Annotated in this window: 18 protein-coding genes; 7 read left to right on the top strand and 11 right to left on the bottom strand. The window is 70.9% G+C overall.

Annotated features, from left to right (window positions below):
- Positions 1-154: 154 nt before the first annotated feature.
- Complete coding sequence (locus tag HUA76_RS00595) at positions 155-571, bottom strand: hypothetical protein (RefSeq protein ID WP_174459702.1); 417 nt, start codon at positions 569-571, stop codon at positions 155-157.
- 207 nt (positions 572-778) lie between these two features.
- Between HUA76_RS00595 and HUA76_RS00590 the strand changes: the two genes are divergently transcribed.
- The 5 genes from HUA76_RS00590 (at position 779) to HUA76_RS00570 (ending at position 8,514) form a co-directional block, all read left to right on the top strand.
- Positions 779-3,862 (top strand): aminotransferase class I/II-fold pyridoxal phosphate-dependent enzyme, encoded by a 3,084-nt coding sequence (locus HUA76_RS00590; RefSeq protein WP_174459701.1) that lies wholly within the window; start codon positions 779-781, stop codon positions 3,860-3,862.
- Positions 3,863-4,176: 314 nt separating this feature from the next.
- Positions 4,177-4,980 carry an ABC transporter ATP-binding protein gene (locus HUA76_RS00585; RefSeq protein ID WP_174459700.1) on the top strand — a complete coding sequence of 268 codons (804 nt, stop codon included), beginning with the start codon at positions 4,177-4,179 and terminating at the stop codon, positions 4,978-4,980.
- A gap of 165 nt (positions 4,981-5,145) precedes the next feature.
- Positions 5,146-6,144 carry a class I SAM-dependent methyltransferase gene (locus HUA76_RS00580; protein ID WP_174459699.1) on the top strand — a complete coding sequence of 333 codons (999 nt, stop codon included), beginning with the start codon at positions 5,146-5,148 and terminating at the stop codon, positions 6,142-6,144.
- Positions 6,145-6,233: 89 nt separating this feature from the next.
- On the top strand, positions 6,234-7,034 hold the full coding sequence (locus tag HUA76_RS00575) for a hypothetical protein (protein WP_174459698.1): 801 nt from the start codon (positions 6,234-6,236) through the stop codon (positions 7,032-7,034).
- 103 nt (positions 7,035-7,137) lie between these two features.
- A complete protein-coding gene (locus HUA76_RS00570) occupies positions 7,138-8,514 on the top strand; it encodes a wax ester/triacylglycerol synthase family O-acyltransferase (RefSeq protein ID WP_174459697.1) in 1,377 nt (458 codons plus the stop codon).
- Between the two features lie 9 nt (positions 8,515-8,523).
- Here the strand turns inward: HUA76_RS00570 and HUA76_RS00565 are convergent, their stop codons facing one another.
- Positions 8,524-9,933 carry a sigma-54 dependent transcriptional regulator gene (locus HUA76_RS00565; protein WP_174459696.1) on the bottom strand — a complete coding sequence of 470 codons (1,410 nt, stop codon included), beginning with the start codon at positions 9,931-9,933 and terminating at the stop codon, positions 8,524-8,526.
- Positions 9,930-11,471 (bottom strand): nitrogen regulation protein NR(II), encoded by a 1,542-nt coding sequence (locus HUA76_RS00560; protein ID WP_174459695.1) that lies wholly within the window; start codon positions 11,469-11,471, stop codon positions 9,930-9,932. The genes HUA76_RS00565 and HUA76_RS00560 overlap by 4 nt, the downstream gene beginning before the upstream one ends.
- A gap of 237 nt (positions 11,472-11,708) precedes the next feature.
- Here HUA76_RS00560 and HUA76_RS00555 point away from each other — a divergent pair, with 237 nt between their 5' ends.
- The gene (locus tag HUA76_RS00555; RefSeq protein ID WP_174459694.1) at positions 11,709-12,110 is read left to right on the top strand and encodes a tetratricopeptide repeat protein; all 402 of its coding nucleotides are present in this window, start codon (positions 11,709-11,711) and stop codon (positions 12,108-12,110) included.
- A 46-nt stretch (positions 12,111-12,156) separates the two neighbouring features.
- Here the strand turns inward: HUA76_RS00555 and HUA76_RS00550 are convergent, their stop codons facing one another.
- From HUA76_RS00550 to HUA76_RS00535, 4 genes are all read right to left on the bottom strand, one after another.
- On the bottom strand, positions 12,157-15,321 hold the full coding sequence (locus HUA76_RS00550; protein ID WP_174459693.1) for a FrgA protein: 3,165 nt from the start codon (positions 15,319-15,321) through the stop codon (positions 12,157-12,159).
- Between the two features lie 51 nt (positions 15,322-15,372).
- The gene (locus HUA76_RS00545; protein ID WP_254613954.1) at positions 15,373-16,632 is read right to left on the bottom strand and encodes an RDD family protein; all 1,260 of its coding nucleotides are present in this window, start codon (positions 16,630-16,632) and stop codon (positions 15,373-15,375) included.
- Positions 16,633-16,827: 195 nt separating this feature from the next.
- Positions 16,828-17,094: a GlsB/YeaQ/YmgE family stress response membrane protein gene (locus HUA76_RS00540; RefSeq protein WP_141649274.1), complete on the bottom strand. Its 267-nt coding sequence runs from the start codon at positions 17,092-17,094 to the stop codon at positions 16,828-16,830.
- 110 nt (positions 17,095-17,204) lie between these two features.
- Positions 17,205-17,939, bottom strand: a complete 735-nt coding sequence (locus tag HUA76_RS00535) for a 16S rRNA (uracil(1498)-N(3))-methyltransferase (RefSeq protein WP_174459692.1) — start codon at positions 17,937-17,939, stop codon at positions 17,205-17,207.
- 248 nt (positions 17,940-18,187) lie between these two features.
- Between HUA76_RS00535 and HUA76_RS00530 the strand changes: the two genes are divergently transcribed.
- A complete protein-coding gene (locus HUA76_RS00530) occupies positions 18,188-19,522 on the top strand; it encodes an adenylate/guanylate cyclase domain-containing protein (RefSeq protein ID WP_174454619.1) in 1,335 nt (444 codons plus the stop codon).
- A 306-nt stretch (positions 19,523-19,828) separates the two neighbouring features.
- Here HUA76_RS00530 and HUA76_RS00525 read toward each other — a convergent pair whose 3' ends face one another.
- From HUA76_RS00525 to HUA76_RS00510, 4 genes are all read right to left on the bottom strand, one after another.
- Positions 19,829-20,344 carry an Mpo1-like protein gene (locus tag HUA76_RS00525; protein ID WP_141649277.1) on the bottom strand — a complete coding sequence of 172 codons (516 nt, stop codon included), beginning with the start codon at positions 20,342-20,344 and terminating at the stop codon, positions 19,829-19,831.
- A 23-nt stretch (positions 20,345-20,367) separates the two neighbouring features.
- A complete protein-coding gene (locus HUA76_RS00520) occupies positions 20,368-20,856 on the bottom strand; it encodes a DUF962 domain-containing protein (protein WP_174459691.1) in 489 nt (162 codons plus the stop codon).
- Between the two features lie 135 nt (positions 20,857-20,991).
- Positions 20,992-22,050 carry an AraC family transcriptional regulator gene (locus HUA76_RS00515; RefSeq protein WP_174459690.1) on the bottom strand — a complete coding sequence of 353 codons (1,059 nt, stop codon included), beginning with the start codon at positions 22,048-22,050 and terminating at the stop codon, positions 20,992-20,994.
- A gap of 46 nt (positions 22,051-22,096) precedes the next feature.
- Positions 22,097-22,612, bottom strand: coding sequence for a DUF1993 family protein (locus tag HUA76_RS00510; protein ID WP_141649109.1), 516 nt, complete (start codon positions 22,610-22,612; stop codon positions 22,097-22,099).
- Positions 22,613-22,719: the final 107 nt, after the last annotated feature.

The raw sequence follows: 22,719 nt of genomic DNA, 5'->3' as shown, positions 1-22,719 counted from the left end.
AGGCTGGAAGTCCCGTGGGTCGCTCGTCCACTGGAGCCGCTTCGTCATGCGCCGGTGGAGCAGAGGCGCGAAAGCCAGTCCGCCCCGCTGCTCCACCGGTTCCCCCCTCCCGTCCTCTTCGTCGAGCGAAGACGGGAATGCCTCGTGTGCTGCGCTACAGCCGGCCGATGTTGGCCCACTCCGTCATCCGCTCCGCCAGGTCCTCGGCGTTGCGGCGCAGGTGCGCCAGCTGGAGCATCTGGTCATCCGACTCCGCCAGCGTCATGCGCCGCATCAGCAGATCCGCGAAGCGCACCACCTGCGCGATGCTGATGCAGTCGGCGTCCTCCGCCGCCCCGGCGAAGCGCGCGACCTCCGCGTCCACCTCCAACTGTTCGTCCAGCAGCGCCTTCACCAGCGCCGAGCGCGACACCGGCGTCTCGAACTCCTCCGGATTGCGAAGCTGACGCCGCCAGGGCTGCGACTCCCAGCGGACACGCACGGGGTCTCGGAGGACCCGGTTTCGCATCGGCTGAGCGCTCATCATCCCCTGCATGCCGGGCCTGGCCGGCGACCAGAAGCTGAGTTCCATCAGTGCCCCCTCTCCACTACGGGGTCTGTCCACAAGCGTGACCGAGTTCATCGTCTCCAGCCGTCCCTTCCCGTTCCAACCCACCCACCGCATCCCTATTACGGCCGAGGGCTCAAAACTTGATTGGAGCCACGGCGCCAAAGGGTTGCGTGCGCACGCCACGGGTGCGTTGACACAGGGCGGTGGGCCCGGGACAGTCCGCGCGCCATGCCGACCTATCCCTCCTCCCCCCGAGAGGCCTTCCACCTGTTGCGCGCCCTGTCGGAGGACCTGGGGCACCCGGAGCGGCGCGCCCGGGCCCGGGTGGAGCTGCGCGAGCTGGCGGAGCTGTCGCGCGAGCAGCCCGAGTCGGCCCCCCTGCGGCTGGTGACGGTGACGGTGGTGGCGGGCGCGTCCCAGGAGCGCCTGGAACTCTTCCTGCTCCCCTCCATCTTCGCGCCCGAGTCCTGGGCCTATACCTTCATGGAGGGGCTGCTCAGCGTTCCCTTGGACGAGTACGCCGGCAAGCGGCTGGTGGAGGTGGGCGCGGGCTCGGGGTGGATCTGCATCGCGCTGGCGAAGTTCACCCGGCTGGCGCACATCCACGGCGCGGACCTCAACCCGCACTCGCCCGTCGTGGCGCGCTGCAACGCGTGGCTCAACGGTGACGAGTCGCTCGTGTCTCGCCTCTCCTTCGCGGAGAGCGACCTGCTGCGCGGCGTGCCCGCGGAGCCCGCGTGGGACTTCGTGGTGGGCTGCATCCCCCAGGTGCTGCGCACGGAGGAGCTGCCCGGCGAGCTGTCTCAGGCGGATGAGCAGGCGCTGTATGACCTCTCCAACTACTGCACGTTGCAGAACGTGTACGAGGACCACTTCGGCCTGGGGCTCATCGCCCGGCTGCTCGACGAGGCCCCGGAGCGACTGGCGCCCACGGGCAAGCTGCTGCTCAACCTGGCGGGCCGTCCGGGTCGCCCCATCATCGAGCGCATGTTCACCCGGCGCGGCTTCACCACGCGGGTGAGGGTGGCTCGGCGGGTGCGGCAGGCGGCGGACACGGACATCCGTCCGCTGGTGGCGCTGGAGCAGCGCACGGGGCGCGAGTTCGAGTTCTTCATGGAGGCTCGCAGTCCGGAGCCGCTGCGCGCGGCCACGGCGCTGGGCTGGCTCCAGTCCGGGAACGCGGTGTGGCACGAGGTGGCCGTCTGGGAGGCGCACCTGTCGCGCCCGCGCGAAACGCTGGCCCTTCGTCAGTCCCTGCGCGAGCTGGGCATCCCAACGCTTCAGGAAGAGCTGGACCTGGGCGCCGCGTCGCCCGAGCAGCTCGGCTTTGTCTCCGCGCTGTCGCAGCGGCTGGCGAAGGGGCCGCTGTTGCCGTACGCGCACGAGGCCGGAGATGTGTCGTTCCGAGGCCAGGTGGTGCGCTACCTGGAGCGCTACTTCGGCCTGCGGCTCGCGGAGGAGGAGCTGTTCGTCGCGCCCGAGCGGGAGCAGGCGGTGTACTCGCTGCTGCTCGCCACGTGTGACGTGGGCGACGAGGTGCTGGTGTCGCGCAACCTCCATCCGCTCTACGCGCGGGCGTTGGAGAAGGCGGGCGTGCGCGCCACGGTGACTCACACGACGCTGGAGGAGATTCGCCGGCTGTTGTCCGCGTTCGACGTGAAGATGGTGCTGCTCACGGTGGAGAAGGGCGAGCGCACCAACCTCTCCGTGCTGCGCGACATCATCGCGGAGGCGGCGCGGCGGGGCATCTGGGTGGTGCTGGACGAGAGCGCCTTCTTCAACATCACCGGTGAGGTGGAGCCGCTCACGCTGTTCGAGTTCCTGGCGCGCGAGCCGTATTCGCCCAACCTCGTCGTGCTCTACGGCCTGGTGAAGAACGCGGTGTGGCCGGACCTGGAGCTGACGCTGCTGCTCCCCGTGCCGGAGCCGCTGCGCGGAGACCTGGAGGTGGCGGCGGAGGTGACGTACTCGCGCATCAGCACGCTGGCGCAGTGGTTCTATGAGCGCACGTTCGCGGACCTGCTGTCGTTCCGCATCTCCTTCGCGGAGCCGGAGCCGCCCGGGCCGCGCCGCGCGCCGGTGGCTCCGTTGCCGCGCTCCTCGCGCGTCCATGCGCTGGCGGGCTTCCCCGCCTTCGCGCCCAAGGTGTTCCGCGAGGACGACGCGGAGTTGGTGCGGTTGGACTACGGAGAGAATGAAGGCCCGCTGCCGCAGCCGCTGGTGGAGGGGCTCATCGCCGCCGCCGCCGCGCCGCGCGAGACGGGCGCGCAGACGGGATTGTCCGAGGCGGTGGCGGCCTTCCTCCTGGAGACGCGCGCCGCGCGGTATTCGCCCGAAGAGCTGGTCATGGCGCCGGGCGTCTGGCCGCTCATCCATCACCTGGGTGTGGCCCTGCGCAAACGTCTGGGGCGAGCCCCTCGCGTCTTCGTGGTGACGCCCTGTTACGGCGTGCTGCCGCCGACGTTCGTCTCGGCGGGGTGCGAGGTGGAGCAGGGGACGCTGGCGGAGTTGCTGGCGCGACGAGGCCAGGGCGCGAGTGGTCCGGACGCCGTGGTCATCTCCCAGCCGTCCAACCCCACGGGCGTCTACGTGGCGCGCGAGGAACTGGTGGCGCTGGCCAACTACGTGGTGGAGCAGCGGTGCCTGCTCGTGTCCGATGAAATCTTCGGACTGGTCAACCTCACCAGCCCCACGGCGGAGACGGTGCACAGCCCGGTGACGCTGGAGGGCGCGGTTCCCGGCGTGGGCGCGCGCACCGTGGTGTTGGGTGGGTTGTCCAAGGAGTTCGCCGCTGGTGGGCTGCGCGTGGGGTGGCTGGCCACGCGAGACAGGGCGCTGGCCTCGGTGATGAGGGAAGGGGGCCCGGGGGTGTTGCACCTCGTCACGGCTCGCGCGGCTGCGTACCTGTACGCGGCCTATGCACGCAGCCCGGATGGACAGCTCCTCTATGGCGCGCGGCACCGCTCGCTGCGGACCTTCCTGACGAAGATGCGGCGCGAGCTGGCGGAGAAGCGTGAGCTGTTGGTGCAAGCGCTGCCCGCGGACGGGCGCTCGGACACGGGAGACACGGGGGGGCTCTTCCTCGCGCCTCGCATGACGTCCTGGCTGGGACGCGAGGTGGACGGCGAGAAGCTCACGCCGGAGAACCTGCCGCGCATCGTGTACGAGCACACGCACGTGGTGCTCAACGGCGGGCCCTGGTGCTCCGACCCCGAGCGTGTGCGCGCCGTGTTCTCCATTCCCCGGGAGAAGCTGGTGAAGGCGTGCGAGCGACTGAAGGCGTTCGGCGCGAAGCTCCTCGCCGGCGACTGAGACGTTCCGCTTCCCCCTGTGTCGAGCGGGGAGTGTGCGTCCTTGCCTGAGTGCGTTCGGCGCGAAGCTCCTCGCCGACAACTGAGTCATCTGGTCCCGCTGAGCCGAGCGGGGAGTGCGCGTCCTCGCCTGAGGGCGTTCAGCACGAAGCTCCGCGCCAACGTCTGAGTCCTTCCGCTTCCCGTTGTGTCGAGTGGGGAGCGTCCTTCCCAGACTGGAAGGTGGCTCGCGGCGAGGGATGTGGGCGGCGACACTGCCCGCTCCTGACGCCGCGCCCGGTCCTCCCGGGTGTCGGCGGCACGGGGGGCGAGACAATGAGCGAGCCTGCGCCGCGCGCGGTCATCGAGCTGGTGGACGTGCACAAGTCCTTCGGCCCGCAGCAGGTGCTGCGCGGAGTCGACCTGGTGGTGCGCGAAGGCACGACCTGCGTGCTGATGGGCGTGTCCGGCTCCGGCAAGTCCGTGCTGATGAAGCACGTCGACGGCTTGCTGTCGCCAGACCGGGGCACCGTGCGCGTGGACGGCGAGAACCTCGCGGACCTGGACACGCAAGGCCTGGCGCGCGTGCGCCGGAAGCTGGGCATCCTGTTTCAAGGAGGAGCCCTCTTCGACTCGCTCAATGTCGAGGACAACGTGGCCTTCCCCCTGCGGGAGCTCACCCGACTCCCTGAGCGCGAGGTGCGCGCGCGAGTAGGCCGCGTGCTGGCATTGGTGGGACTTGAGGACGCCGCGACGCAACTGCCCGCGGAGCTGTCCGGCGGCATGCTCAAGCGCGCCGCCTTCGCCCGCGCCATCGTCATGGAGCCGCGCATCCTCCTCTACGACGACCCCACCGCGGGGCTGGACCCGCTGAAGACACAGTCCGTGGCGGAGGTCATCCTCACCGGCAAGCACCAACTGCACGCCACGTCCCTCGTCATCTCCCCGGACGTGGCCACCGCGTTCCAGGTGGGCGACAGCCTGGCCCTGCTGCACGAGGGCCGCATCGTCGAACACACGACACCCGAGGCCTTCCGGGACTCGCGCCACCCCGCCGTTCGCGCCTTCCTTCACGACTGGCTCGCGCGCCGCTCCCGACATGCGGGCCCCTCCAGCGCGGACGCGCCCATCCCTGGCTGACGCGCTCTGTTCGCTGCTGAACCCGAATGCCTGTTCAAGCGGGGACAGAGACCCAGCCCCTTCGCTGGATGGGCCGGAGCATGGGTTGTCCCGCATGGTTGGTAATCCCGGTTCCGGGGGGCTGCCTGGAGCGCGGTGGATTCGACTCACATCTCGGGGGGTGTCATGCCCAATCTGCTCGACCTGCCTCGGCAGGCGTTGATGGACCTTCGTTCTCGCTTGAGCCACCTGCCACTGATGTCCCAGTTGCCGCTGCGCAACGTGGTGCCGGACAGCCTGTCGCTGTCGAGTCCCACGCCGCAGGACTCGGCGCTGGCGGACCCGGCGCGGGTGTTGGCCTGGCAGAAGGCGTGTGAGCGTTATGTGAAGCCCGGCCAGGTGGTGATGGACGTGTGCTCGGGGACGGGGCTGCGCACCTTCCTGGCGGCGAGCCGACATCCCCGGCGGCTGTTCGCGGTGGATGGCTCGCGGCTGCTGGACACCGCGCAGTGGGTGGCGCGGCGCAACGGGCTGGAGCACATCGACTTCGTGCGCTCGCACCCGTGGAACTTCCAGGCCCCGGAGAAGGTGGACGTGCTGCTGCACGACCTCCTGGGCGAGGCCCTCTTCGACGCGGGCCTGGTGCCGAGGATGTTGGACCTGCGCTCCCGGCTGCTGCGGCCCGGTGGGCGCATCCTGCCCAACCGCTTCGAGGTCTTCATCGAGCCGGTGCAGCTTCGCGACGAGGCGTGCCTGCCCTTCATCTGGAGCCAGCGCTTCCCCAGCGTGGACTACAGCTGCCTGCAGACGCTGCGCGAGGCGATGAACCCGTCGTACTTCACGCGCGTCGTCCGCTCGTACGAGGTGGACCACCTGCTGTGTGACCCGGAGCCCGCGTTCGCCTTCGACCTGGAGACGATGGCGGCGGATGGGCTGCCGCACCGCGTGCGCTTCGAGCGCCCGGTGATGGAGGAGGGGCGCGTGGATGGCTTCTGCCTCTTCTACAAGGTGGCCTTCGACGCGGAGCTGTCCTTCACGGTGTCGCCGCTGCGCGGACAGAACCCCGCGGGCATGACGCTGCTGCGCGTGGACCCCCGTGAGTTCGCTCGCTACGAGACACTCGCCTTCGAGCTGGAGCTGGTGGACCCCGGGGATGTGCGCACCTGGCGCTGGCACTTCTGCTGAGGGCCCAGGCAGGCATTGCTCTCGGGTGGACAGCCCACCCGACGCGAGGGCTTCGCCCCGAAGGGGCCGTGCCTAGTTTGCTCCACGGCATGCGCTCCTTTCGTGGGTTCTTCTTCCTGGCGAGTCTGTTGGGCTTCTCCTTCTCCGCGCTGGCACAGGGGGCTTCCGAGCGTCCTCGCACCGTGGCGGGTGTCTGTGGCAGCGCCAACTGGGTGTGCGTGGCCGAGTGCATCGAGCCCGAGTGCGTGGACCGGTGTCTGCGCGAGGGCTGTGAGCAGGCGTTGGACCGACTCAAGTCCTGCACCTTGAAGGCGGGGTGTGCGGAAGACGACACCCAGTGCGCGGCGCGCACGTGCGGCCCCACGTGTCAGCGCGCCTTCGAGCCCGCGCCTCCGAGTCCGGAGAAGGAGCTGAAGGACCCCTGCCAGGGCCAGACGGGCTCGACGAAAACCGTGCCCGGCAAGCTGGTGGGAGAGTGGAGGCTGACCGCGGCCAGCCTGCCCGAAATCACGGACGGAGGCTTCACGCGCATCGAGCCCCAGCCCCGCGCCGACTATGCGCGCACGCTGCGAATCACGCCCGAGGGGTGCTTCGTGCTGCGCACCGCGCTGAAGGACGCGACGCTGGGACAGGGCAACGCGCTGGTCGTTCGCGCCTGGGGCATGGTGGAGGCCCTGGGTGAGCACCACGTGAAGCTCCTGGCCCGCGACGGACAGGCCGTGGGGCCGGTCTGCGGCGCCAAACGGGTCATCCCCCTGGCACGCTCGAAGGTGAAGTTCCGGGGCGGCTCGTACCGGTGGGACTTCGAGCAGGGCGCGCTCACGCTGACGCTGGATGATGCGACGAAGCAGACCTTCCAGTTCGAGCGCGAAGAGGGCGTGGCGCCGTAGCGCTCCTGAAAGTCCACCCACCACGCGAGGTCAACCTGCGCCATCATGGCGTGTCCCGGAGTCCTGGGACGCGGTCTGAGCGCACTGGGAGGCACGCGAGGCGATGGCGACACAGGAGCGGATGGCGAGCGTGGATGCGCTGTGGTTCCACATGGAGGAGCCCGCCAATCTGATGATGATTACGGCGGTCCTCTTCTTCGAGGGGCGGGTGGACTTCGAGCGCCTGCGCACGGAGACCCGCACGCGACTGGTGGACCGCTACCCGCGCTTCCGACAGCGCGTGGTGCTGGGACGGTTGGGCCTTCCTCAGTGGGAAGATGCGCCGGACTTCGACCTCGACGCGCACCTGCTGCGCCTGCCTGTCCCCGCGCCCGGAGACCGCGCCGCGCAAGAGGCGCTGGTGAGCGAGTGGATGAGCACGCCGTTGGAGCGCTCGCGGCCCCTGTGGCAGTTCCACGTGCTCGAGGGCGCGCAGGGCGGAGACATCCTGCTGGCGCGGCTGCACCACTGCATCTCCGACGGCATCGCCCTGGCGCGCCTGTTGTTGTCGCTCACGGATGGCGACGCGACGGACGCTGTGCCTCCGCGCGAGCACACGCGGGCTTCGTCGAGCGGGCTGGCGCGGTGGGTGCGCGGCGCGCGCGCGGTGGCGGGGACGGCGCGGACGGTGCTGCGCAAGAGCGCGGAGCTGGCGGCCGAGCCCATCCTGGCTGGAGACCTGCTGCGACAGGGGGCGCTCAGCGCGGCGGCGCTCGGCAAGCTGATGGTGATTACGCCAGACCCGCGCACGCCGCTGCGAGGGCCACTGGGGACCCAGAAGCGCGCGGCGTGGTCCTCGCCCATTCCGCTGGAGCGAGTGAAGGTCGTGGGCCGTGCGCTGGGCGGCACGGTGAATGACGTGCTGCTGGCGGTGCTGACGGGCGCGCTCAGGCGCTACCTGGAAGCTCGCGATGTTCCGCCCGAGGACCTGCATGCGCTGGTGCCCGTGAACCTGCGGCCGATGGATGAGCCGGTGCCTCGCGAGCTGGGCAATCGCTTCGGTCTGGTGTTCCTGCGCCTGCCCGTACACATCGAGGACCCGCGTCGTCGGCTGCACGAGCTGTCGCGTCGCATGGGCCTGGTGAAGAAGTCACCGGAGGCGGTGGTGACCTTCGGCGCGCTGGGGTTGCTGGGGTACACGCCGGCCCCGGTGGAGCGGGCGGTGGTGGATGCCTTCGGCACGAAGGCCTCGCTGGTGGCGACGAATGTGCCCGGCCCCCGACAGCCGGTGTCCCTGGCGGGCGTGACGCTGCGAGAGCTGACGTTCTGGGTGCCGCAGGCGGGGCACCTCGGATTGGGCGTGAGTCTCTTCAGCTACGCGGGCCAGGTGACGGTGGGCGTGGCCGCGGATGTCCTCCGCGTCCCCGACCCGCATGTGCTCATCCAGAACTTCCACGAGGAGCTGGATTCGCTGAGCGAGGCCGCCGCCCAGCAGGCGTGAGCCGGTGGGCTACACCAGCCCGTGCTCCTCCAGCTTGTTGTAGAGCGTCCGGCGGCTGATGCCGAGCAGCCGCGCCGCCAGCGTGCGGTTGTCTCCCGCGCGCTTCAGCGCATCCACCATGGCCTGTCGCTCCGTGTCCTTGCGCTGGGACTCCAGCGTGCGTCCAGACTCGGCGCCCGCGGGCTGCGCGCTCGAAGTCGCGGGCAGGGCCGTGGTGCCCTGGGATGGCGTGAGGACGGGGGCGGAGAGTCCGGGCTGGCGAGCCAGCTCGCGCGAGACGTCTTCACCTGTCAGCGTCTGTCCATCCGAGAGCACCACCAGTCGCTCCAGGAAGTTCTGGAGCTGGCGCACGTTGCCCGGCCAGGACTGGGCCTGAATCACCGCGAGCCCGTCGGCGGTGAGCGTGAAGGGCGGCTTCCCGTTCGTCCGCGCATGGACGTCCAGGAAGTGTCGCGCCAGGGGTTCGATGTCCTCGGGCCGCTCGCGCAGGGCGGGCAGCCAGAGCGGCACCACGTTGAGTCGGTAGAAGAGGTCCTCGCGGAAGCGCCCCGCCTTCACCAGGTCCTCGAGCGGCTGGTGCGTGGCGGCCACGAAGCGAACGTCCACCTTCACCGTCTGCGTGCCGCCCAGTCGCTCCAGCTCGCGCTCCTGGATGACTCGCAGCAGCTTCACCTGCACGGCGGGCGAGATGTCTCCCACTTCGTCCAGGAACAGCGTGCCCCCGTGGGCCAGCTCCACGCGGCCCGGCTTGCGCGTGGCCGCCCCTGTGAAGGCACCCTTCTCGTAGCCGAACAGCTCGCTCTCCAGCAGCGTGTCCGGGAGCGCCGCGCAGTGCAGCTTCACGAAGGGGCCCGCATGTCGCGGACTGCCGTCATGCACCGCCTTCGCCGCCAGCTCCTTGCCCGTGCCCGACTCGCCCCGCAGCAGCACGGTGGCCATGCCCGTGGCTGCCTTCGCCAGCAGGGCCTGGGCCTCCGCCATCTTCTGGCTGCCACCGACGAAGGCGCTGGGAGTCCGCAGCGGCTCGTGCGCCGCCTCGCCCTGCGCTCGCAGCAGCGCCTTGCGGATGGTGAAGAGAATCTCTTCCCGGTCGAAGGGCTTGAGCACGAAGTCCGCCGCGCCCGCCTTCATCGCCTCCACCGCCAGCGGCACGGTGCCGTGCGCGGTGAGCAGGATGACGGGGACGTCGGGCCAGCCCTTCGCCACCTCGTTCAACAGCTGCATCCCGTCCATGCCCGGCATGCGCACGTCGCTCACCACCACGTCCACGGGCTTGCGCTCCAGCATGGCGAGCGCTTCCTTCCCGTCGCGCGCCGCGTGCGTCGTCAGCCCCGCCTGGGACAGCAGCGCTCCCAGCACCTTGGCCACCGCCGGGTCGTCGTCCACCAGCAGCACGGTCCCCTTCAACGCCTCGCTCACGCGGCTTCTCCTTCAGTCCCACTCCCGGCCTGCCGGACTTCCATCGGCAGGCTCAGGCGCACCACCGTACCGTGCCCCTCGCGGCTTGTCAGACTCACCGTGCCGCCATGTGCCTCCACCACCCGCCGCACGAAGGCCAGGCCAAGCCCGCTGCCCGCGGCCTTGGTGGTGAAGAAGTCGTCGAAGGCGCGCTCGCGGGTGCGCACGTCCATGCCTTCGCCCGTGTCCTCCACCTCCACCGCCACGCCGGGGCCGTCCCGCAGGGTGCGCACCGTGAGGGTTCCTCCTCCGGGCATGGCCTCGACGCCGTTGCGCACCAGGTTCTCCACGGCGTTGGCCAGCAGGTCGGCGTCTCCCGAGCAGGGCGGCAGGCCCGCCTCCAGCTCGCGGACGATGGAGACCTGACCCGGACTCGCGAAGGCCTGGAGCGACAGGACGCCCTCCACCAGTCGCCCCAGGTCCACGGGGTGGGGGAGGGGCTCCACGCGTGCCAGCCGCTGGTACGTGTCCACCACGCGGCCCAGCCGCTCCACCTGCTCCAGCATCAGGTCCAGGAACTCACCGTGGCTGGCCCACGACTGGCCCCGCGCGTGCTCTTCCTTGAGGTACTGCGCGGCGCCCTTCAGCGCGGCGATGGGGTTCTTCAAGTCGTGCGCCATCTGCGCGGAGAAGCGGCCCAGCGTGGCCAGGCGCTCCATGCGCTCGGCGCGCGTGACGAACGCGGTGACACCTCGGCGCGTGGCGGCCAGCAGCGCGAAGGTGATGGCCGTGGTGAACACGACGAGGGCGCCGACCTGCGCGGCGAAGAGGCGGAAGACGGTGAGGTACGCCAACACGCCCACGCCCGCGAGGGCCGCCGCGTGCAAGGCCATGCGCGGAGCGCCTTCTCCCTGGTCTCGACCGAAGAGTCCGAAGCGCAGCGACGCCGTGGCCATCACCGGCAGACCCAGGAGGGTGCCCAGGCTGCCCAGGCGAGGCACCTGCCGCAGGCCCAGCTCCACCGCGAGCTCCGTCAGCAGCAGGGCCACCACCAGCGTCAGGCCGAGCACCATCAGCCCCGCGCGGGCCCGCTCGTCGGAGTGACGTGCTTCGCGCAGGTGGAAGCCGAGCAGCGCGAAGCCGGCACTGAGGGGCGGTGCCACCAGCACGGTGACGAAGATGCCGAAGCGCAACGTCAACAGCCGCGCCGCCAGCGAGGGCGCCCCCAGCGACGCGAGCATCGTCATCGCCAGGGCGCCGAAGATGGCGTAGGTGCCGAACATGGCCCAGGCCGAGCGGCGACGTCGTCCCACGAAGGCGAGGGCGAAGTGCAGGGTACACGGCACCGTCATCAGCGCGGCGGCGAAGCCCACCAGCCTCCATCCCGGCTCGCCCGAACGCTCGAGCGCGAAGCCGGTGAAATTCCAGGTGGAGAGCGCGATGGACAGCAGGGACAGGGGCAGCGCCAACGGGCTGCGCCCCACGCGCGCGAGCGCCAGTCCCGCGAGCGCGAGCTGCCCGGCGCAGGCGATGATGCTGATCCACATCCCGCTCGTCATGACGCTCTGTCTCGTGCCCGTGTCACGGACGTCAGCATAGTCCGGGATGGCGGTCGGCTCGGAGCGGGCAGGCGTCCTGGCTCCGAGTCGATTCCGTGTTCGTCACGGGTGCGGGGCCACCCGAGCACGTCCTGGCTCCCAGTCGCGGAGCCCGCGCCCACACGTCATGCCCGAGACGCCGAGCACGTCCTGCGGCAGGGCTCCCCACTCGATGCCCGTGTTGATGAGGAGAATGTCATGGTGAATGACGAGAACCCCCTTCGTACCGCGTCCGCTCTCGCCCAGGCAGGCAGGACGGCCGAGGCCATCGCTTGCCTGGAATCCGCGCTGGCTCGGACTCGGCCGGACAAGGAAAGGCCCGCCAATGCATCCATTCTGGCTCGAACAGCGGGCCTCCTCTGCGAGGAAGTCGGAAGGCTTTCGCAGGCAGCGCTCTACTACGAAGAAGCAGTTGCTACCGCGGAAGGAGAGCCACTCCTGCTGCTCGCCCTGGCGGACGTCCGCTGGCGGTCAGGTCAAGCGGACAGCGCGCGTTCGTGCCTGGCAAGAGCCGAGTCCATGGCCCAGTCCGCCTCTGATGCCGATGCCTTGAACATGGTCGCCAACCTCCGCGCGCGGTGGGCGAGCGAGGACCGTTGAGCAGCTCTCGCTCCTCCGGTCTCCCTGCCTGTTTTGTCAGGCACTCTCAGAGCATGCCGAGCCGGCGCGCGTTGGCCGGGTCCACCGCCGAGGCTTCCCAGCGCCGCACGGCCACCTCGCGCTCCGCCTCGGGGGCGTCCGCGTAGTAGCCGAGCGTGTCGTTGAGCGCGCGGCTCAGCTCCTCGATGGCGGCAAGGCGCACGTCGAGTTCACGGTGGCGCAGCGCGGTGATGAGCCAGTCCGCGCGGCGGCGGCTGCGGTTCTCCAGCCACCACGTCGCCCACTGCTTCGGGCTGAGGCCCAGCGGCATGCGCGTCACTTCACGCAGCGCCTCCGCCGCGGCCTGGGCGCACATCTCGTCGTCGCTGCTCGTGAGCTGGATGAGGCCCTCGACGGCCTCGCGGTCATGCAGGCTGCCCAGCGCCCTCGCGGCCAGCGCACGACGCATCATGTCCCGGCTGGTGAGCTCCTGGCGCAGCTCACGCAGCGCCGCGTCCAGGCGGGGCAACTGCTTGAGCGCGGCGGCGGCCACTCGCGCGGCGCTAGAGATGTCCGGCTCCAGGTCGAACAGCCCGCGCAGCACGCCATCCACCAGCTCCACGTAGGGCAGGTTGCCCGCCGTGAGCAGCGCGAAGTAGCGCGTGTCCGCGTCCTGCGAATCCAGCAGCGGCGACAGGGCCTGCGCCGCCGGACGCCCCAGGCGCGACAGCGCGGCGGGAATCGGTCCCAGCTCGTCCGCCTCGGGCAGCTCGACGACGGGCAGCCGGCTCCAGGCAGTGGGGCCAGGGAAGTGCTGGGCGAGCACGCGGGCGCTGGCCTCGGGCGAGCGCGCCAGCTCCACCATCGCGTTGGAGCGCTGCGCGGCGTCCGGGCCGGTGAGTCGGCGCAGCAGCGGCGCGAAGTCCGGAGGCGGGCGCTCCTCTTGCGACTGCGCGCGCGGCGGCAACGCGGCGGCGCGGCCCATGGTGCCGGAGGTGCCTCGGCCGAAGAAGGGGCCCCAGCCCAGTCCCGCCACCACCGCGGGCGCGGGAACCGGAGCGGCGGCGACCGGCACGTCCACGTCGATGGAGATGTCCTCTTCCGGCGCGCGCGGCTCCGCGGTGACGCGCTGCTTGCGGAACAGGATGAGCTCCTGGAAGGCCGAGGACAGGTCCTGGCAGAACAGGATGTAGTCCGACAGCCGGCGCTGGCTCATCGGCTTCTGGCCGCAATCCCCGTAGAGGATGGCCACCAGCCGACCCTTCACCTCCACCGGGTACAGGAACACGGTGCGCGGCGTCTGCCGACCGAACAGCTCCAGGTAGTGTCGGGTGAGCGCGTCCGGAGGCAACGGGCCCGCGTAGCTTCCCCGCGTCACGGCCACGGTGCGGAAGACGCTGCTCGCGTCGAGCGGCACGGACACCTGGGCGAGCCCTTCACCCGTCATGCCCTCGCCACGACCGTCCCAGCCCACCGCCGCGCCACGCAGCACGGCGAAGGCCGCCACATAGTCGAACGTGCGCCGGCCGAAGCGCAGCGCCACGTCCATCAGCCGGTCGCGGTCCTTGGTGGACTCCTTCAGCGCCGCGCGCGCCTGGGCCAGCGTCCAGTCCGGAACGTCCTGGCTGGAGGGCGAGGCGGGCGGCCGTGCTTCCGGCTCGGCCTGACGAGGACGCGCCTGCGCCGGAGCGGACGGCTTGCCCGGGTTGGGGAAGACGATGAACGCGGGCTCATTCGAGCGCGGCGGCTGGAGCGGAACGGGGGCGTCCGGACGCGTTCCCGACAGCGGAGAGCCGAAGCGGAGCGTGGGCGGCGGAAGCGCGTCGGCCGCGGACTGCTGCGCGGGAGGGCCCGGAGGCCAGACCTGGGGCGACGTACCGGGCTGCGCGGGCGGCGCCGGGGGCCACACCTGCGGGGCTCCCGTCTGCGCTCCAGCGGGATTCGTCGCCGGGCGGGCAGCGGGCTGCGCGCCAGTGGGCGGCGCCGTCGCGGGACGGGTCGAGGGCTGCGAGGTGTCAGCGGGGCGCGTCGCGAACTGCGCGACGTCAGCGGGACGAGAGGCAGGCTGCGCGCCATCGGCGAGACGCGAACCAGGCTGCGCGCCGTCGGCGGGACGAGAGGCGGGCTTCGCGCTGTCAGCGGGACGAGAGGCGGGCTGTGCGCTGTCAGCGGGACGAGAGGCGGGCTGCGCGCCGTCAGCGGGACGAGACGCGGACTGCGCGCTGTCAGCGGGACGCGCGGGCGGAGGCGCCGCGACGGACGGGGCCGCTGGTGTCGCGGTAGGGGCGACACGCGTCGAGGGCGTGGTCTCCGTGGTTCGGGTCGGCGGCGCGACAGGGGCCGTCGCCGGGGCTCCTCGCGGCCCCGGTGCTCCGGCAGGCGGCGTCGCGGTGAGGACGGGGGGCTGGGCCGGTGCACCGACGGATGGCCGGGTCGGTGCGCCCATGGGGGGCGTCGCGGTGAGGACGGGGGGCTGGGCCGGACGTGTGTCGGGCCTCGACGGCGTCGCCGTGGCGGGGTGCTCGGCCGCGGGCATGTTCAGGCGCAGGGGCGCCCGGACGAACGCGGGAGGCGGTGCGGCCGCCGTGTCGGGCGGAGGAGGCGGCGGAGGCCGCTGGGACGCGGGCGGCGCCTTCGGCGTGGGCCTCGCCTCGGTGGTCAGGGGCTCTCTCGCCACCGAGCGGGCCAGCCGCTCCACCATCTCCACCGTGAGGGACTCATCCGGCGGAGGAGGCGGCGGGGGCGTGACGGGAAGCTGCTTCTCGGGGTCCAGCGCGGCGACGAGCTGGACGAAGCGCGGCGCCAGGGGCTGGCGGTAGATGGTGGAAATCCACTCGCGGATTCGCACCTCGGCGGCCACCCACAGCTCGAGCGGCCTGCCCAACAGGAAGCCGACCTCGTCGAGCTCCTTCTTCGGCACCGGATACGCGCAGGCGACGTGCAGCGTCTGCCCATCCAGGGAGAGCGGCACCACGCTGAGCCGCTCGGCGATTTTCGGCGGGATGAAGGAGGCGACCTCGGCGTTCGGCTCGAAGTCGACCAGGTTCACCGGTCTGAAGCCGGCGACGTCCCCGAGCAGCGCGAGCACATCCGTCTCGCTCACCAGGCCCTGCTCCAGCAACACCGTGTCCAGGTGCCCGCCCTGAGCCTGCTGTATTCGCAACAACTCTCCCGCCTTCTCCTGGGAAAGGAGCGTGCGGGAGACGAGAAGCTGGGCGAGGCGGGCGGGCATGTAGGCGCGGCATCTTACGGCCGCGGCCGCAAGGCACAATGAAGCGGTGAATCAGCTGGGTTGAACGACGAAAGTGGACGTCAGCTTGTCATGGAGCGTCTGTCCGCGGCGATCAAAGAGCGCCATCCAGAATCCGCCCAGGAACAGGACGAAGGAGACGCTGGCGAGCAGCGCCCGCACGATGGCCCGACCCGGAGCGGGCGCCAGTCCATGCGTGTCCACCAGGCGGAGGCCCAGGAGCAGCCGGCCCAGCGTGCGTCCATTCCAGAGAAAGGCCGCCACCGCGCAGTACACGAGCGCCAGGATCAGCACCAGGAAAAAGCCCGGCAGCAACACCGTGTGCAGCGCGCGCAGCCACGCGACGAAGCCGTCCAGGCCCGTCAGCCCGGCCACGGGCGCCTTCGTCCCCGTCACCGACGAGGCGAGGGTGATGTAGAGCGCCGCCACGCCAGCGATGGCCGCCGTGTCGATGGTGAACGAGAGCAGCCGGCGCCACAGCGACGCGGGACGGGCATGCACTTCCGCGACACCCGGCTGAGACGCAGTCCGGACCGACGGGGGACGCGGCTTCTCCGTGCGAGGCGCGCTCTCCGCCATCACGGGAAGCCCTGGCAGGGTATCCACGGACTCCAGCGGAGGAAGGCTGACGGGGGCCGCGGCCGGGGACTCCATCCGGGGAAGGCCCGGGGCGGGGGCCGCCGACTCCATCCGAGGCAGGCCCGGCGCGGGGGCCGCCGACTCCATCCGAGGCAGGCCCGGCGCGGGAGCCGGAGCCGCCGTCCGAGGCAGGCCGGGGGCCGGAGAGGCCACGCCAGGCAGGGGGTGCGCCGCCAGTGCGCGCGCCGCCGGCGGCGTGCCGTACGCGGGCGTCAGGGGGGACATGGAGGGCTGCGCCGGAGGAGGCGGGGGCGGCACATCCGCGGCGAACGCGCCACCACCCTGTGCCCACGAGGGCTGGGCGGCGGGCGGAGGAGGTGCGGCGCGAGGCGCGGCGACAGCCGGGTGGGCGGGCGCGGGCCGGGCGGCGGGCGTCATGCCCGGAGGCGTGGGGCGCTTGACGCCTGGCTGCTGCTGAGGCGCGGCGGCACGGGGCGCGGCGGGAGGCGGGAGCGGGCCGGCGAGGGGCGCCACGGACGGCGGCGGCGAGGGCGGAACGAAATCGGCGTCCCTGAGGGTGGGCGCCTCGTCGCGCTCGCCGGCTCGGCGGTCGATGCGGAGGTCACGGTCCAGCAGGCTCGGCACCGCGGGCACCGCGGGCGGACGAGCTTTGGCGGTGGCGCAGGCTGAGCACTCTCCGACGGGCGGCAGCATGGCACCGCACTTCATGCACTTGGACAACGGACTCCTCCGGGCTGACTACGGCGGGTGCCATGAAAAGACGTCCGCACGCGAGGAGCAAGAAAAGTGGCGAGCCCCCGAGGTCCCTTGGTCGAGGAACCGTCAGGGGCTCGTCAACGCAGGCGCCCACCTGTCCCCTGGGGAACGGCAAGTGTGGAGCGCCTCACGCTAGGCGTGGACGCGGCGCCGTCCCACTGCCCCGACAATCAGGAGCACGACGATGGCACCTAGCACCGACATGATGATGCCTGACGGGCGCAAATCGAAGAGGCGGCCATCCCGCGTGAAGAGGGACCCAATCAAACCGCCGAGCAGCGAGCCCACCATGCCCAGCAGCGTCGTCGCCAGCAGGCCCATGCTCTGCTTGCCGGGGAGGATGGCGCGAGCGATGAGGCCCGCGATGAGGCCGATGATGATGAATGCGATGATCCCCATGAACCCTTCTCCTGTTTGTGGGGACCCGAGAGGTCCCAGACGGCACAAACGTAGGAACCGGCAACCGAAGGTGGGAACCCGTGTGGAACGGGCGCTCGACTGACCCCCTGCTAACCAAGCTCACCGTCGAGGTGCATCATCACCGCCAGGGCGGCCAGGGCGGCCGTCTCCGTGCGGAGGATGCGCGAGCCCAGCGTGACGGGCCGGGCGCCGAGCGCCTTCAGCGCCTCCACTTCCTCGCGCGCCAGTCCGCCCTCGGGGCCCACCACGAGTGCCACCGGCGTGCCAGCGCCCGACGCTCGGAAGGCCTCGCCCAGTGGCACCGCGGACTCCTCCTCGTCCAGCACCAGCACCACCGTGCCCGGGGCCAGCGTTTTCGCGGCCTCGGTGAGCGTGCGAGGGACGTCCACGGTGGGCACGTCGTCGCGGCGACACTGCCTGGCGGCCTCCTCCACGATTTTCGTCCACCGCGCGGTGCGCTCCTGGGCCCGACGGGGCTCCAGCTTCACCACGCTGCGCACGGTGTCCACGGGAAGAAACGCGGCGGCGCCCAGCTCCGTGCCCTTTTGCAGCACCCACTCCAGCTTGTCGCCCTTGGGGAGCCCCTGGAGCACGCTCACGGCGCGGCGCGCGGGAGCCTGCCGCATGGTGCCCAGCCGCACGCGCACGGCTTCCGCGTCCACGCCCGTCACCTGTCCGTCGAAGGAGCGCCCCTTGCCGTCGAAGACCTCCAGCGCATCGCCCACGCCCAGCCGCAGGACATGAACGACGTAGTGGCGGCGGTCACCCGTCAGCGCCACTTCGGCGGGCGCGGGTTCCGGAATGGGGGCGAAGAGGCGGACCACGGGGTGTTCTCCAGCGGGGCGAGGTGAGTGTCTCGAGGCCCCGCGTCAAGGCGGCGACTTCAACAGCAAGCCGCCGTCCGACGCCAGGGCTCGCTGGGCTTTCCAACTTGAGGCACCATGGGTGAGCCGCGCTTTCGCGGCGAGTCCTCGGGCCCGTCGGGTGTGGGGGAGGACGCACCGACGTGACGACGGGTGGACCGGGAGCGCGAGCCCCTGGCCTTGAAGCGGAAGGAAAGGGACTCGCATTCATGGGCCGAAGCGACGAGGTCCTCGTGCCAGGCAGGGACACCGCGGTGGCCCGCTTCGCGTTGAGCCGCGCCAACGAGGAGTTGGTGCTGGCGGAGAGCTCGCTCCGGGGCGAGCGGCGGGTGGCCTGGGTTCGGCTCGCGCTGATGGCGTTGCTGTCGCTGAGCCAGGGCGGCATCGCCCACGTCACCGGGGAGCCGCTTCCGCCGCACGACTTCCAGCGCGTGCTGGCCATCGTGTTGTACGGGCTGTTCTCCGTCGTCGCGCTGCTCGTGCTGCGCCGACAGCGTCCGCACCTGCGTCATGCGCGGTGGCTGCCGGTTCCCACCACGGTGGCGGACACCAGCTTCTTCGCCTTCATGGGGTGGCATGCATGGGCGCGCACGGGCCAGTTCGACGCCGGGATGCTGGGCGCGAGCATGGGCATGGTGCTGGTCTTCTCCGTGGCGCGCTTCTCGTGGCTGCATGTGCTGCTGTCCACGACACTGTCGTCGGTGGGCTATGCGCTCGTCGCGGGCATGTCCGGGCACGGCACCTGGTCCAGCACCAGCTTCGTCGTCTTCTGCTACGTGACGCTGGGGCTGCTCATCGCGATGACGAACGCGGAGGTGGGGAGCATGTTCCTCCGGCTGCGGCGCCGTGATGGGCTTTCGCGCTTCCTGCCGAAGCAGGTGGTGGAGCGGGTGATGCAGTCGGGGGACACGTCGCTCCAGCCCGTGCAGCGCGAGGTCACCATCCTCTTCAGTGACATCCGCGACTTCACGATGTTGAGCGAGACGCTCCCTCCGAGGGAGGTGCTGGAGTTGCTCGACGAGTACTTCGGCCAGATGACCCACATCGTGATGACGCGAGGGGGCATCGTGAACAAGTTCCTGGGGGACGGGATGCTCGCGTGCTGGGGTGTGCCGGACTCGAGCGAGGACCACGCGGAGCGGGCCATGCGCGCGGCGCTGGACATGCGCGAGAAGCTGGGCGAACTCAACGCGCGTCGGGCGTTGCAGGGCCTGTCACCGCTGCGCATCGGGATTGGGCTGCACACGGGGGTGGTGGCGGCGGGCATGCTCGGGGGCGCGGAGCAGCACGAGTACACCGTCATTGGTGACGCGGTGAACCTGGCTTCACGGGTGGAAGGGCTCACCAAGGTGCACGGCGTGGATATCCTGGTGAGCGAGAGCACCTGGCTGCGAGGAGGAGGAGACTTCACCGGCAGGCGGCTGGGCGAGACTCACGTGAAGGGACGCCGCGAGGCGGTGGTGGTGCATGCGCTGCACGGCCACGTATCGGGTGCGCCCGTCGAGGTTCCGCCGCCTCCCGCGCGCATCGCGAGCGGCTCATAGCGGACGACGCAGCGGCGCCAGTCGCGTGTGTTCACGTAGCACGAGGCTGGCGACACGCCGCTCCGGTCGTGGCGGGCTTCACTTCGCTCGACGCGGTGCCGAGGCTGGCGAATACGCCGCTCCGTCGTTGGGTGCTTCACGTCGTGCGACGCGGTGCCGAGGCCGGCGACACGCCGCTCCGTCGTTGGGTGCTTCACGTCGTGCGACGCGGTGCCGAGGCCAGAGACACGCCGTTCCGTCGTTGGGTGCTTCGCGTCGTGCGACGCGGTGCCGAGGCCGGCGAGGTGCCGCCCCGGCGGTGGTGCTTCACGCCGTGAGCGTCGCTGGCTGAGGTCCGCCCGCCGTGACGCGGGCGTGCAGTCCGCGCTTCAGCCCCATCCCGAAGAGGACGAGGGTGAGCAGGTAGACGGGCTCGATGAAGAAGAGCAGTGGGCCGCCGAGGGACAGGCCGTGGGTCTTCTTCTCGAGGACGATGTGCGCGCCGACGACGAGCGCGAAGCGCACCACCATGACGGAGACGGCGACGATGGCGACGGTGGGGCCCGGCAGGTGGCCCACTCCCAGCGCGGCGTTCAGCGTGGGAATGAGCGGCAGGCTCATGAGGATGCCCGCCGTCCACTCCAGCGAGACGGCGTAGAGCGCCACGGCGGCGACCAGCACATGCGCCGCCGACAGCTCCGTGCCACCCACGGAGAACCGCACGAGGCCGAGCGGCACGAGCAGGGCGAAGATGAACATGTACGCGCCCAGGAAGTGAACCGCGCGGCTGACGCGGTTCTCGTGCAGGGGCATCCAGACGCGCAGCTTGTCGGCGAAGCTCATGGGGGGCGTGGGGACAGCGGTGCTCAGGCGCGCGCCGGGGCGCCGGCCTGGGGTTGGGGCTTGATGACGTAGTCGCCGAAGAGGACCGCGACGAAGAACAGCGGACCCACCAGCGCGTGGACCAGGTTGGTGAGGAACGACGGGGACTTCTTCTCCCAGACGGCATGGCCCGCCAACTGGATGAGCCAGCCGAACACGGCGATGGCCACCACGCTCCACGTGGGCATCAGCCGGCCGATGGGGAAACAGGCCGCCATGAACGCCACCACCACGAGGCCCAGCTTCACGTCCGCGCGCAGGTACCAGATGGCCGTCAGCGCCAGCGCCACCATGCCCAGCGTCAACACACCACCGGGCAGCACGGGAACGGCCACGAGCTTCACCCAGTCCATCATCGCGATGATGTGCAGCACGATGACGGGGATGGCGACCTTGTGAGTCAGCCGGTTGATGGGGTGCTGATGCGACGAGTAGTAATCATCGAAGAGGGCGGCGACCTGGGGCTTGAGCATGACGTCCTCCGGACGGGGGCAGGGGCTTCTGGGAAGTTAGGTGAAGTCGTGACGGGTGTCCTGGCGGCGCACGCCAATCTCCTGGCCGAAGACGCCACGGGTCGGCTGCCCCGCACCCCTCCCACCGCGCGGGACTCAGGGCCGCTCGGTGCTCTCGCGCCAGACGCGCGGCGTCATTCCCGTCCACCGCTTGAAGGCGCGGTCGAACGTGCTCAGCTCGGAGTAGCCCAGCAGGAAGGCGACCTGGCTCACTCCCAGGTTCGCGTCGCGCAGGTACTGGAAGGCCAGCTCTCGCCGCACCGCGTCGACCTCGTCCTGGAACGACGTCCCTAACTCCGTGAGTCGGCGCTGGAAGGTGCGGGGGCTGACGTGGAGTCCCTTGGCCACATCACTGACTTGGGGCGCCCCGTCCCGCAGCGAGGCGCGGATGACGTCGCGCACCGCCTGGACGAAGCCGGGCGCGTCTGGGGGAGCCGGGGGCGTGGGTGCGCTGACGCCACTGGCGGCGCGCTCCAGGACGGAGAGGAGGGCGGGGTCCGCGCCCACCACGCGCAGGTCGAGCGCGGTGGCGTCCAGCGAGAGGGCGTTGCGTCCTCCGCCGAACGTCGGGGTGACGCCGAAGTGCTCCACCAGCGGCGCGATGTCTGGAGGCGCGGGGTGGGCGAACGCGACGGCGCGAGGCTTCCACGGGCGCTCGGTGAGCTGGCGGCCGACGTGGGTGAAGAGGGCGAGGCCGTACTCACTGGCGTGACGGCCGTACGCGAGCGGGGCTCCGGCGATGCCGTAGGCGAAGGTGCCGCCGCCGTCCGCGTCGTCGGTGAACGACGCGAGCCACGCGGGCTCCAGCAGCGCCATGTACCGCGCGAGCGAGCGGAAGGTGTCGCGCACCGTGGGCGAGGCCCGGGCGATGTACTCGACGAGCCCGTAGTTGCCGCGCGGCACGCGCTGGGCGACGTGGAGTCCGAGGAAGGCGTCCTGGGAGAGGGCCTCCGCCGCGTCCAGGAAGGCGTGCAGGGTGGGGAGCGGGAGGCTGACCTCGGGAAGGGTGCCAGCGTCGAGCGGCAGGCCGAATCGCTCCACCAGGGGCGCCGGGTCCAGGCCCGTGGCGCGCAGGTAGGCGAGCAGCGGGCCCACGAGTTGGGAGCGGACCTCGTCCGGGGGCTTGGGCGGCGGATGGGTGGGTGGGGGCTCCACGCGGCGGGGACGCTAGCGCGTTCGGAGCGTGGAGCCCAAGAGACGTTCAGCGCGGCTCGAAGGGGCCAATGAAGTCCTGCTTGCCGATGCGCACGCCGTTGTGGCGGAGGATGTCGTAGGCCGTGGTGACGTGGAAATAGAAGTTCGGCAGGCCGAAGGTGAACAGGTAGTCGTCTCCCTGGAAGTCGCGCTTGTAGTCCCCCGCCGTGAGCGTGACGGTGCGCTTCTCGCTGCCCTGGAGCGTCGAGGCGTCGATGGACTTCAGGAAGGCGACGGTCTTCGCGATGCGCGCGTGCAGCTCGTCGAAGGTCTTCTCGGTGTCCGGCATGCGCGGGGCGGGCACGCCGCTCAGGCGCTCGGCGGTGGCCTTCGAGGTGTCGCTGGCGCGCTGCACCTGGGCCACGAGGTTGAGCATGTCCGGCGCCAGCTTCGCGTCGAGCAGGGTCTGCGGGTCGACTCCGTTCTCCTTCGCGTGCTGGGCCCCCTTTTCGAGCAGGGTGGAGAGCACGTTGAGGGCTCGGATGAAGACGGGAATCGACGCCTGGTACATCGAGATGGACATGGAAGGCTCCAGGCCGTCACGGGCGGACGGCGGTTCTTCGAGGCGCGACTGTCTAACGCGTCCCTCATTTTCGTGCCGGGCAGAGAAGGTGACGCGAGGTGTCGAGG

This window comes from Myxococcus sp. CA056 (assembly GCF_013336715.1).
GTDB classification, from domain to species: domain Bacteria; phylum Myxococcota; class Myxococcia; order Myxococcales; family Myxococcaceae; genus Myxococcus; species Myxococcus llanfairpwllgwyngyllgogerychwyrndrobwllllantysiliogogogochensis.
This window is presented reverse-complemented; position numbering and strand designations above follow the sequence as displayed.